The organism is Blautia hansenii DSM 20583 (assembly GCF_002222595.2).
GTDB classification, from domain to species: Bacteria; Bacillota; Clostridia; order Lachnospirales; family Lachnospiraceae; genus Blautia; species Blautia hansenii.
Window position 1 is genome coordinate 2,014,296 of the sequence record NZ_CP022413.2, and the last position, 13,597, is coordinate 2,027,892.

Consider the following 13,597-nt stretch of genomic DNA (forward strand, 5'->3'; position numbering starts at 1 on the left):
CTCCCTCTATTCATATACATTATTATACTCTCAAAACAAGTATAAATCAACCATTCGTTGTTAGGTAATCGCTATCTCGATTTTGTTAATAAGAGCAAAGGTGGAAAATACACTTCGGCAAGCAAAGCAGATATTGAACGATACGATGAAATTATAAGCGACTTCCAAAACAATAAATTTAAACGTGGTTCAAGTTTTGACGTTAAAAAATGGGCAGATGGTTTTGGTGGACTAAGCTCTGACGTTGTAGACTTCTTATCCAATGTTCAAGATGGAGATGATATTCTTGAAGGTCTTGCTAACTCTATGGGAAAGACGACAAAAGCTATATCATCTTCTGGAGAAGAAATTCAATTAACAGGAAATAAATTTAAAGACTTCTTTACTAAAACAAAATCTTCCTTTGGTACATTTGGTAAGGTTGTCGGCAACGGCTTAAAAGGCTTTGGTAAAGCATTATTAGGCAGTGGACTTAATGTACTTCTCAATGCTGGTATTGGAGCAGCATTATCATTAGCCTTTAAACTCTACGATACTGTAGCTCATGCACAGGATAATGTCATAGAAAAAGGCAAAGAAGCTTCCGCTGCAATTAAATCAAATTATGATGCTATAAGTAATAGCAATCAATGGAAAACTTCCAACTTAGAGCGTTTCACTGAATTGGCTAAAGGTGTTAATGAGTCAGGACTTAATATGTCTTTAAGCTCTGATGAATTTGCAGAATACCAATCTCTCGCTTCGAGTTTAGCTGATACGCTTCCTAATTTAGTTGTTGGATTTAATAGCTTGGGTCAACCAATTATAAAAGCTGCTACGGATATGGAACAGCTCAATCAGGCTTTTAGAGATAACGATGTTGAAAAATATCAAGAGAATATTAGCAAGGCTTCTGATGTAATCAAAGGTTTCAAAACTCAGTATGATGAGAGAGGTTCATTATTTAAAGATACTGGTGCAAAGCAAAAGCAAGACATCTATAAATATATTCTTGACAGTTATAAAAACCTTGATGTTGAAAATTTAGAGTCTTGGAATAGAAGTATAATGGACGGACTAAGTGAAAAAGGGTACAACCTTTTTGAAATTGATGATGCGCTAGGAGAAATAGGTGTCAAGAAAATTGATGATAAAAGCATTGCAAAGGGCATCGACAAAATATCAGAACCTTATCAGAAAGGACAGACTGAGCTTGAGCAATATGCTTCTTCTGTAAAAGAAACACTACCTAGTTTCTTTATGATTTCAGATGAGTATGCAAAGCTTGTAGAAAAATCTCCTGCAATAGATACTTTTATTCAGTCTATTACAAGCGGATTAAGTTCAGACTATGTTAATGAAAATTTCCCTACCACTGAAAGCATTGAACAATGGACTTCTTCTATTACTTCTGCTTTAGGAAATAAAAAAGTTCAAACTTCAATCGAGGACTTATTCCAGTTAAATAAAGACAAGGATAAAATGTCTTTCAAGGAATATGAACAGGGTGTAAATTCATTGGTCGATACTATTTCTGGTTCAATGCCGGGAATTACATCTGATATGATGAAAGCAAGCCTTGGTATTGATAGAGAGCTTGAAAACATGGCAGCTCATTACTCTAAAGTCTCCGCAAAAGTTGGAAAAGAATTCGCTGACAATCTTTCAGGAGCAGATTTAGAATTAGCTTCTGATATTATATCTGAGAAAGATGTAAGAAATGCTGAAGAACTAAAACGAGCAATGATTGAAACAAAACAAGCTGCTCAAGACATCAATGCAAACCCTATTTTCGACTCTATCAAAATGGCGGATGAAAATAGAAACAAGGGTGACGACTATTTAGATGCTCTGAAATATATTGAAGAAGCCAAGGAAATGTACGATAAAGGTCTTATTGGTACGGATGACTTCAAAGCAAGAGCAAAATACTTATCTCCTACTGGTGCGGAAGACCCAGCTAACTTTATAGAAAACTACTCTAAGGCTACAAGATACCTTACAGAAGACAGCACTGGCGTACAGAATTTCTTAAATGACCTTGAGAAAAAAGGTTATGCTACATTTGAAACACTTTCAGATGGTACAAAACAGTGGAGTTATAACATATCTGATTTAGAAAGTGCCGCAGAGAATATGGGAATGGGATTTGAGTTCTTCATGGATATGTTCGGTAGACTCGAAGACTATGGGTTCTCTAATAATTTCTTCTCCACACAAGAAGAAGGAATAGAAAAAATCTCAGAAAAAACAGCTCAACTGGCAAAGGCTAAAAAAGAATTAGCTGAGATGGAAACCACAGGTCAGTACACTACCACTGACGAAAATGGAAACCAAGTCCAAACAGAAGCTAATCAGACCGCTATTGATGCAAAAAAGGCAGAAATAGCTGGACTAGAAAATGATTTAAATGAACTGCAAAATAATCTTGAAGCAGTCACTCAGAGTAATATAGACCGTATCAATGAACAGATTATAGAAACAAAGGAACAATACAAGTCTTTAAAAGAAGAAAGAGACAAAATTCTTGCTGAAAATAGATACGGTGAAAATACAGATGAGGTTGTTGCAGCTTTAGACGAGCAATTAAAAGGATTGGCTCAAGAGGGATACTTTGAAATTGACGGTGAAATGAACATTGTCAATGAAGATGAGGTCAGAGAAGAAATCGAGTCTGAGCCTATCGAAATAAATGCAGAAGGTAACTTTGAAGAATTTAAAGGACAGGCAAAAGACTCGGTAGACATAGTTCAAAAATTGCTTAATGAAAACAGTCAGGGCGTTCCTATTAAAATAAACTTAGACTCTGACAGTGTATTTGATATTGATACGCAAATTGCTGGTATTATGTCTTCATTAGATAAATTGAGGAATGAAGACGGCACAATAAACATTGAAGCTGAAGGTGCTCAAGATGTGATAAATGTATTATTAGCATTGATTGCTAAAAAACAGGAATTAAATGAGCCTGTGATAATGACGGCAGATACAAGCAATGTTGATGCAAACGTATCATCTGTAATTGGAAAGCTGCAAGAATTTCAAAATGCCTATAACGAACTTGAAAGATTGAATACCTTAAAATCTGCTGGTGTCGATGTAGATACTTCAGCAGCTCAGGAAAAACTTAATGGACTTGCTTCTGAAATTAGCAGTTTTGATGGTAAACAAGCAGAAATTTTGGCAACACTGAATGTTGACCCAACTTCTATTGAGAGTATAAAATCAACAATATCAAGCATTGGAGCAAGCGACTTAGCAAATGTAGGTGTAACCGTTGAGGCTAAGACAGAAGGTAAAACAGATGTAGAGGCTTTATCTAGTGCCATAGAAAAAGTTCAAGGTAAAACAGTAAGTGTTTCAGCTTCCGTAAGTGGCACAAGCTCTGTTCGAGATTTATCTAATGCTATATCAGGATTAAAAAACAAAACTGTTACTGTCACTACAAAACGTGTAGAAGAAAAAGCCTCTAAAGCATCAGGTACAATGCTCTCTCCTGCTCATGCAGAAGGTACATCAAATTCTATATCGGCTTATGCTGGCGGAAATGTTGCAATTCAAAAAGACGAAAAAGCATTGGTCAATGAATTAAAGAAGCCAGAAAGTATAGTACGTGATGGGGTTTGGAGTATTATACCCGGTGGTGCTCATATTGAGCAACTAAAAAAAGGCGACATTATATTTAATGGAGAACAAACAGAACAGCTATTAAAACACGGGAAAATCGCAGGTCATGGAAAAGCTTATGCTAATGGCACTGTTCCCGATGGTTCTATTGCTTCAACCTTAGCAAGTGCTTATGCAGGTGGTTCTGGTGGAGGTTCTTTCCAAGGTGGAGCTGCAACTGGCACAGATAAAAAGAAGCCTTCTTCAAGCAATTCTAACTCCAGCTCTAATAAAAAATCATCTAATAAAAAATCATCCAACTCCTCCTCTTCTACTGACGATGCAAAAGAATTTGAGGAAGCTTTAGATTGGATTGAAATCAAGATTGACCGCTTAGAGCGTAAAATCAAAAGCTTAGATAGAATTGCTGGAAGTGCATTTGAAACCTATGCTACAAGAAGTAAGGCTCTGGCTGAACAAATGGGCGAAGTTTCAAATGAAATTACGGTTCAACAGCAAGCCTATGAGCGTTATTTGCAACAGGCAAATTCTATCTCATTATCTGATGATTACAAGACTCAGGTAAAAAATGGTACAATTGATATTTCTACAATTACAGATGAAGATTTAAAGAAAAACATTGATGATTATAAACAGTGGTATGAAAAAGCCCTCGATTGCAAAGATGCGGTTGAGGAATTAACTGAGTCTGTAAAAGAATTATATCAACAGGCGTTTGACAATATTGTTGAGGAATTTGACAATTACATCAGTCTGATTGAACACAATAAGAATATCATAGATGGCTATATCGAGCAGGATGAAAATGCTGGATATTTGGTCAGTACAAAATACTATGACTCTCTTATTGCATTAGAAAATCAAACATTAAATCAACTTACGGAAGAAAGAGATCGTTTAATTGCTTCTTTAAATGAAGCTGTTTCAAGCGGAAATGTTAAAGAATATTCTGATGCGTGGTTTAAAATCAAGCCACGTAATCTATTTTATTGCGGGAAAATCCCCATAACCCTAATATGCTACAACGTAACTGGAAACAGTAAGCGTGAATGCGGTATGTGTTTATAACACGACAGTCAAAAGATAGAAACCATAAAAAATATTAGGCTAGGGACAACCGAGTGTGCAAGTCACTCAGACGCAGCGAACTACCTAAATCATACATGACATGGTAGACGTTCAACGACTAACCCTTTATGGGTGGCGAAAGCCTTAATGTAGGAACACAAGCGATTGGTGTTTCGAAAAATATAGACTATCTATTTCATTTTACACAATTTTTCATTGCTCATAACACAATTATTTGGTATAATATAACAAATAATTTTTAGGAGGTAATTCCGGTAATGAAAAATAACAATTCAATGTCATTCAGTTTTAAAATTCCCCAAATGTTTAAAAATAAAATTTCAATAAATATTGAATGTGAACTTTTAGGCATACATTATACTATATTCAATAATACCTTAGAGCTTATCTCACGTACTATAGCTAATGAGTCTAAGGAATTCCAAAAAGAATTGAAACCTGTAACTATATGTTTCCAAGAGTATGACTCCTTAGATGAAAATTTTAAAATTGATATTGAAAACTCCACAATAATATACAATATGAAAGCTATGAAATTAATGAGGAGTTTTGATTTTATATTTTATATTTTTATCGAAGGTTTAGTTTGCTATTACTGGAAAATCCCTGATACTTATGAAGCAAAAATAAAGGCACTCAATATTATAAAGACATTAGCTGAAAGTATGGAAGTAAGTACATTGAAAAAATGGGGATTAATAAGTACGGAAGAATAAAAAATAGATAGAAAATATAGTCTCAACTTCTGGGTAATACCTAGAGAAGTTCATAAGAGAACTGCATAGTGTAGCGAGCTATGTGAAGATTTTGTTAAAATGCAACAGGATATAAACGATGTTAATGAAGCTATTCAGGACTCTACATCTTCTTTAATTGATTACAAAAACGCAATACAGGAAATTCAGTGGGATATCTTTGATAAAATTCAGGATAGAATTTCTGATATTAACAAAGAGTCTGATTTCCTTATTGAGCTGATGTCTAATGATAAATTGTTTGATGATAAAGGGAAAATCACAGATAAAGGCAAAGCTACTATGGGGCTACATGGTGTTAATTATAACACTTATATGGCTCAAGCTGATGATTATCAAAAAGAAATGGAGAAAATCCAGAAAGAGCTTGCTGAAGACCCTCATAATCAAACTCTCATTGACCGTAAGCGTGAATTATTAGATTTACAGAGAGAAGCTATTCAATCTGCTGAAGATGAAAAAGAAGCTATTAAAGACTTGGTTGAAGAAGGTATCGAAAAGCAATTAGACAGTTTGCAAGAGTTGATTGATAAATATAATGATACTTTAGATAGCCAGAAGGATTTATATGACTATCAAAAAGAAATTGCTGAAAAGCAAAAAGAAATTGCTGAAATAGAGAAACAGCTTGCAGCTTATAAAGGAGACAATTCAGAAGAAGGTGCAGCAAAACGTCAGGAATTAGAAAATGCACTTGCAGAGTCTAAGGATGATTTAGCTGAAACCCAATATGAGAAATCCATATCAGAGCAAAAGAAACTTCTTGATGAATTGTATACAGAATATGAAACCATACTCAATATGCGCCTTGACAATATTGATATGTTAATTTCTGATGTTATTGCAAATGTCAATTCCGAGTCTTCTGGCATCAAAGATACAATTACATCCGAGGCTGATAAAGTAGGATATACAATTACTGATAGTATGAATACAATTTGGGGTTCAAATGGTATTTCAGGTGTATTAACCAATTATAGTAACAACTTCTCTTCTACTATGACTGGTGTAATGACAGCAATTAATGATATTAAAAATCTCATTTCCAAAGCAATCGAAGCTTCAAATAACAAGTCTCAGTCTAACATTAGTCAATCTCAAAATAATCAGTCACAACAGGGAGTAGAAAAACCATCTCCTCCTCCAACACCTCCAAAACCAACTTCACCTCAAGGTGATGGTACACCTAATATGGGGGATAAAGTTGTTTTTGTGAGTGGTAATTATTATTACGACTCTTATGGTAAACGTCCTTTAGGACATCGCTATCAAGGTCAGGAAGTTTATATTACTAAAATAAATCCGAAAGGTTCAAAGCCTTATCATATCAGCAGAGGAAATAAACTTGGTGATGGAGATTTAGGATGGGTTAATTTAGAACAGATTAAAGGATATAAGACAGGTGTGAAATCTGTTCCTAAAAGCGGATTATACTGGACAAATGAAGATGCTCCTGAAACTATTGTACGTAAAAAAGACAATGCATTACTAACTAAGCTTAATTTGGGAGACACAGTATTAAAGAATTCTTCTCATAATCACATTTGGGAAATGGCAACTAATCCTACTGATTTTATTGGTAAATATATGCCTAAGTTTTCTCCTACTATCCCATCTAAGTATGTAACAACAGGTAATAATCCAACTGAAATTCAAATCAATATAGGAATAGAAAAAGTACAAGATTATAATGATTTTGTTCGTCAACTACAAGCTGATGACAAATTTGAAAAACTTGTACAATCTATGACCATAGATAGAATTGCAGGAAAAGGAAAGCTAAATAAATATGGAATTAAAATTTAAGGATGCGTGAAATATCGCATCCTTTTTTGAAAGGAAAAAATGGATGAGTGATTTAATTACAATGCAAGAACAAAATGAGTTGCTGATAGAAACTCTTAAATCTATAAAAAATTTTTCAGGCTTGCCTGATGATGTTAAGATTACTTTGCGTAATCTACAATCCATAGAAAAAGAATGGAAAGATATTGTAGAGAGATTAAAAGAACGTGAAAAAGAATATGTAAAATTGATAGAGGAAGTTAAAACTCTTAAATCGGTGTTAGAATTATAAAATAATGGAGGTGATTGTCACGATTGCGGAAAATTTTGAGTATGCAGGAGAATTTCTAAATGACAAAGGATATATTATTTGTAGCCCAGACAATTCAGGAGGATTTGAAACAATAAACTCGGATTCTCAAAGAAGTTTTAATACACAATCAATGTTTAATGGGAAAATGTTCGAACTTACTCACAGTGCTTACGAAGATAGAATAGAAATAACTTTTTGTATATGTAAACATTCTTGTCAGTCACCTATTCCAACTCCTATTACTACTACAGAGTCAAGGGTGTTAAAACGTTGGTTAAATAGACCTGATTTTCATAGATTTAAACTGTTACAACCAAATTGGGCTGATATATATATGGAAGGTAGTTTTAATGTAAAAGATGTTGAATGTATGGGACAAACATACATGTTAGAACTTACATTTATAAGTAATAGACCTTTTGCACTACATGAACCAATTACATATAATTTTACAACATCTAATAACAATACAAGTTTTACGATATATGATATATCAGATGAAGTTGGATATATTTATCCTGATATTGAAATTAAGTGCTTAGAATCAGGAAATTTAGAAATTTTAAATTCAAATGAAGAAAGAAGAACGATCATTAAGAATTGTTCTAATGGCGAAACAATTACATTTACAAGAGACTTAATAATGAACACATCTATCATTTCTCATAAAATCCAAAATGATTTTAACTACCAATTCTTGAGGATATCTAATTCATATTATAATAGAAAAAATAAATTAACATTTTCAATTCCTGTGCAAGTGTCTTTGAAATATAGTCCCTATATAAAGGCGGTGAGCTAATGAGCGCAACTATTAAATTTGATACCGCAGGTAATCCAGAAATCCCTACTCTCATCTTATCAAAACAAAATGGTGATAAAATCAATGTATTGCATAAAAGTTATAATATTCATTTTGAAGATGCAATGAATAGTCCTAGCGAATGTTCTTTTTCGTATCCTAAATATGTGAATGGGAAAATTAGTGCGTTATGGGGAGAAATAAAAGATTTTCGAGTAATTCATGTTCCTGAGTGGAAAAAGAGATTTAGCATATCCGTGAGCGTTAGTGAGAGCAATGAAAACGTTAAGAATATTTCTGGAGTATCTTTATGTGAGTATGAACTATCTCAGGTGAATTTATATGAGACTGAAATTAATACCGAGGCTGATATTGCAAGAAAAGACTATGTAAAAACAGTTTTCCATGACAAGAAAAATACAAAAGGTTCTTTGTTACACAGAATTTTACATGATAAAGCTCCTCATTATAAAATCTTACATGTAGATAGCAGTCTGGAAAATTTGCAAAGAACTTTTTCTTTTGACGATACGTCAGTTTATGACGCATTGATGGAGATAGCTGATGAAATTCATTGTTTATTTGTATTTGGGGAAGAAACTGAAGATGGATATTTTAGAACAATTTCTGCCTATGACTTAGAAAGTTATTGTAATGATTGCAATAATAGAGGAGAGTTTCACGATATATGTCCTAAATGTGGAAGTTCAAATATTGATGAAGGCTATGGAGATAATACGCCTTTAGTTGTATCAAGCGAAAATTTAGCTGAAAATATTGAATATTCTATAGATACCGACTCTGTTAAAAACTGTTTCAGATTGGAAGCAGGAGATGACATTATGACCGCAGCAATTGTGAACAGTAATCCTTCTGGTTCGTCTTATATTTGGAATATCACTTCTGAAATGAAACATGATATGTCTGAGGGGTTGGTTTCTAAACTCTCTCAGTATGAAGAGGAATACACTTCTTATGAAACGAAACATGAATTTTCATTAGATTCGAATATTGTTTCTAACTACAATAACGTAATTAAGAAATATCAAAAATATGATGATAAACTATCTATTGTTGACAATCCTATTGTAGGATATCAAAGTTTAATGCAAGCATATTATAACACAATAGATTTTGATGGATATTTGCGTAATAGTCTTATGCCATCTATAAAAATCACACATTCTACTGCAAAGGAACAGTTAAAATTTTTAACTCCTGAAAACTTATCTCCTATTTCTGTAGAAAATATCAAATACATATCTCTTGCCACTGCTAATAGTGCAATCTTAAATTATGCAAAAGTATATATCGACTCTGCAAAATTTAAAATCAAAATTAAAGATAGTTCTATTTCAGGTGTTGCGTGGAGAGGTAGTTTCACTGTAACAAGCTATTTTGACGAAGAAGATACTGCTGATAGTACAGAAATTGATATCATCTTTAACAATGATTACGAGAATTTTTTAAAGCAGAAAATTGATAAGGTATTAGCAAAAGAAGATGAAGATGTTAGTATTATAGGATTGTTTAAAAAAAATGAAGAAGAATTTACTTCTGAATTACAGAAATACTGCTTATCTTATCTTCTTATCTTTCAGGATGCGTGTGAAGCATGTCTTAACATTTTAATTGAACAAGGTGTACCAGATAAAGACTCTTGGAATTCTTCTTCTAATCCTGAAAGTGATTTATATGGAAAATTATATCAACCGTATTTAAAGAAAAAAGAACTTATAGAAAAAGAAATTCAAATACGTGAAAATGAACTAAATATAATTACTGGTAAGTATGATACAGACCATAATTTAATATCAGATGGCTTACAATCTGTATTGGGAAAAGAGCGTAATGAAGTTTTAAAAAGATTAAACTTTCAAAATTATTTAGGTTCTTACTGGAGTGAGTTTTCTACTTTTCGTAGAGAAGATACGTGGAAAAATGAAAATTATATATCTGATGGTTTAGATAATGTAGGTATATTTAAAAAAGCAAAAGAATTTCTGGAAGCTGCCAACAAAGAACTTATCAAATCTTCTACACTTCAACACCGTATTTCTACTACTCTTAAAAATCTCTTAATTATGTGTCCATTTGCAGATGTAAGAAAATACTTTGCATTAGGGAATTGGCTTAGACTTATTGTAGATGAAAAAGTTTATAAATTGCGACTTATTTCTTATGAAATCAATTATGATGATTTAGATACTATTCCTGTTGAATTTTCTGACGTACTTACAGGCACTACAATTACAGACATTGAAAGTATTCTAAGTCAAAGTCAATCTATTTCTACTTCTTACAATTCTGTTAAAAGACAAGCTACTCAGGGAGAAGAAAGTAATCAAACATTAAAGAATTGGGTAGAAAAAGGTCTGGATACTTCTGTTACAAAGATTGTAAACAATGCAGATAATCAGGATATTGTATTTAACAAAAATGGTCTTTTATTAAGGAAATATGATGATTTTACAGGGAAATATTCTGATGAGCAAACAAAGCTTATCAATTCTTCTATTGTTATGACAACTGACAATTGGAAGACTTCAAAAGTGGGGATTGGTAAGTTTACTTATTATGATCCGAAAGATGGTCAAATGAAAGAAGGGTATGGTATTATTGCCAATCAGCTTGTAGGCGGTCTTTTATTATCAGAAGAAATTGGTATTTACAATAAGACTGGAAGCATGACATTTGATGATAAGAATGGTTTGAAGATTTCAAATAAAACGAATACTGTTACCATCAATCCAAATGAAACAAACTTATTTGTAATAAATAAAGGAAATCAAAAAATATTCTATGTAGACGATACAGGAAATTTGAATATTACAGGTACTCTTACTGCTGGTTCTGGTTCTAAAATTGGTTATTGGGGAATTACCGATACTGCAATTTACAACACAAACGCTACATGGGGAGCTACAAACGGAAAATACTTTGGTGACAATGGGTTAAGTATTTCAGATAAATTTAAAGTAGATGCCTTTGGTAATGTTACTGCATCTGGTACTCTTACACTTGCCAATGGAAAATTTAATTTCTCTGATGATAACTTAATTGTACAGGCTGACGTATCTACGGAAAATTTAAGAGCGACTGGTGGTAAAATTGCAAACTTTACAATATCTCAGGGATATTTACACAATGGTATCTCAATTGGTAAAGCAGATAGTTGTGGATTATCCTCTGGTACTTTAAATGGCGGTTCTGACGATAGAATGTTTTGGGCTGGAAATGATACTTTTAGAGTTACAAAACAAGGCAAGCTATTCTCAAAAGATGCGCAGATTTCTGGTGGTAAAATTGGTGGATTTAATATAGAAGAAACAGGATTATATTCTGGAAAAGACAAGCTGTTTGCTGGTATTGACACAGATATTACTTCACCTGTATTTTGGAGTGGAACAACTTATGCTGGTAGAAAAACAGCACCTTTTCAAGTTGCATATAGTGGAAAAATGAAAGTTCCTGAAGTATTGGTGAACACTTCTATTGGTTCTATCTTCGTTGGAGAGTCGAATGATACGGGCATTAACACAGTCTCTATTTTACCAAGCAAAGATAATACAGGAAGTATTGGCTCTCCTACAAAGCGTTGGAATGCTATTTATGGAAATGTAATTGGTCAATCACCTGTTAATCTTTATAGAAATAACGATAATTTTGATATTTCAAAAGCTTATACAGAATTAGAAAATATGCAAATATACTCTTCTACTTCTGAAAACGAAAAAATAAATATAAATGCACTACCAAAATCTATTCAATCAGGAGATACTTTTAATCTTGCTGATTTACTCTATTGGTCAATTGCAGTTATGAAAGCTGCTCAAAATCGAATTAAAATTTTAGAAAGCAAATTGGAGGAAAAGGAAAATGGAAAATAAACCTATGTCTGTAATACTGAATGAAGTAAAAGGCAATATTGTAAATATTATCAATCAATCTGGATTACCTATTTACATTACAGAAATGATTTTAAAAGATATTGTCAATGATGTTTCAGAAGTAAGTCGTCAGGTACGTGAAAAGGAATATCAGGATTATATTCAAGCAGAGCAGACAAAAATGGAAGAAACAAAAACTCAGAAAACAGTTGATATGGAAAAGGCTGATGAATAATCAGTCTTTTCTTATGCTCAAAAATAAAGGAGGAATTTATTATGGCTACATATAATGTACATGCAGGACACTGCCCTCAAGGAAAAGGAGCTTCAGGTGCTTGTGGATACTTAAAGGAGTCTGTGGAAGATAGACTGGTGAAAGATGCTCTTATTGCAAAGTTGAGAGCTGCCGGACACACAGTATATGACTGTACCGATGACAGTAATTGCACTGCTTCTCAAAATTTAAAGAATATCGTAACTAAGTGTAATACGCATTCTGTTGACTTGGATATTTCTATCCATCTTAATGCTGGTGGCGGTACAGGTGTTGAGACTCTAATTTATAACGAAAAAACGAAAGCCATTGCAACAAAAATTTCTCAGGAAATTTCAAGTGCTCTTGGAATTATAAACAGAGGTGTAAAAACAAGAACAGGATTATATGTATTAAGACATACAAATGCTCCTGCTCTCTTAGTGGAATGTTGTTTTGTAGATAGTCAGAACGATTACAATAAATGGAATGTAGAAAAATGTGCAGAAGCTATCTATAGAGGTATCACAGGGCAATCTTCTACTGATGTTAAAGAAGAAGGATGGCAAAAGAATGATACAGGCTGGTGGTATCAACATTCAGATGGTTCTTATACAACAAATGGTTGGGAGAAAATTAATGGTAATTGGTACTACTTTGATGGTAACGGATATATGTACGAAGAAGGTTGGCATCAGATAGGTGGTGTTTGGTATCACATTGATAAATGGGGGGCTATGCACACTAAATGGCAGTACATAGATAATGGATGGTATTACATGGATGAGTCAGGAGCCATGTTATCAGGTTGGCAACTCATTGACTCAAATTGGTATTACTTAAATGAAAACCATGATGGGGATTTTGGAAAAATGCTCACGGGCTGGCAGTCCATCAATGGTAATTGGTTTTATCTTAAATCAGATGGAAGTATGGCAAATCACGAATGGTATAAAGATGAAAACGAAAATTGGTTCTGGCTCAAAGATGGTGGCTATATGGCACATGATGAAATCGTTTGGATTGGTGATAGAGCCTTTGCTTTCTTATCGGATGGTCACATGGGTAGAACCGATGAAAATGGAGCACTCTACTAAGTTATAT

At 33.3% G+C, this 13,597-nt stretch carries 8 protein-coding genes; all 8 read left to right on the forward strand.

What is annotated here, in order from left to right:
* The first annotated feature begins 57 nt into the window (after positions 1-57).
* The 8 genes from CGC63_RS10300 to CGC63_RS10335 all read left to right on the forward strand — a co-directional run bounded on the left by CGC63_RS10300 (position 58) and on the right by CGC63_RS10335 (position 13,590).
* Complete coding sequence (locus tag CGC63_RS10300) at positions 58-4,674, forward strand: hypothetical protein (protein ID WP_003020092.1); 4,617 nt, start codon at positions 58-60, stop codon at positions 4,672-4,674.
* A gap of 278 nt (positions 4,675-4,952) precedes the next feature.
* The gene (locus CGC63_RS10305; RefSeq protein WP_003020089.1) at positions 4,953-5,411 is read left to right on the forward strand and encodes a hypothetical protein; all 459 of its coding nucleotides are present in this window, start codon (positions 4,953-4,955) and stop codon (positions 5,409-5,411) included.
* Between the two features lie 99 nt (positions 5,412-5,510).
* Positions 5,511-7,256: a coiled-coil domain-containing protein gene (locus CGC63_RS10310; protein WP_003020086.1), complete on the forward strand. Its 1,746-nt coding sequence runs from the start codon at positions 5,511-5,513 to the stop codon at positions 7,254-7,256.
* A gap of 43 nt (positions 7,257-7,299) precedes the next feature.
* Entirely contained in the window at positions 7,300-7,527 is a 228-nt protein-coding gene (locus CGC63_RS10315) for a hypothetical protein (RefSeq protein WP_003020084.1), read from the forward strand.
* A gap of 4 nt (positions 7,528-7,531) precedes the next feature.
* Positions 7,532-8,350, forward strand: coding sequence for a phage tail domain-containing protein (locus CGC63_RS10320; protein WP_003020081.1), 819 nt, complete (start codon positions 7,532-7,534; stop codon positions 8,348-8,350).
* Positions 8,350-12,240 carry a hypothetical protein gene (locus CGC63_RS10325; protein WP_089438689.1) on the forward strand — a complete coding sequence of 1,297 codons (3,891 nt, stop codon included), beginning with the start codon at positions 8,350-8,352 and terminating at the stop codon, positions 12,238-12,240. The genes CGC63_RS10320 and CGC63_RS10325 overlap by 1 nt, the downstream gene beginning before the upstream one ends.
* On the forward strand, positions 12,230-12,475 hold the full coding sequence (locus CGC63_RS10330; protein ID WP_003020069.1) for a hypothetical protein: 246 nt from the start codon (positions 12,230-12,232) through the stop codon (positions 12,473-12,475). Before CGC63_RS10325 ends, CGC63_RS10330 begins: the two co-directional genes overlap by 11 nt.
* Before the next feature lie 41 nt (positions 12,476-12,516).
* On the forward strand, positions 12,517-13,590 hold the full coding sequence (locus CGC63_RS10335; protein ID WP_003020067.1) for an N-acetylmuramoyl-L-alanine amidase: 1,074 nt from the start codon (positions 12,517-12,519) through the stop codon (positions 13,588-13,590).
* Positions 13,591-13,597 lie beyond the last annotated feature (7 nt).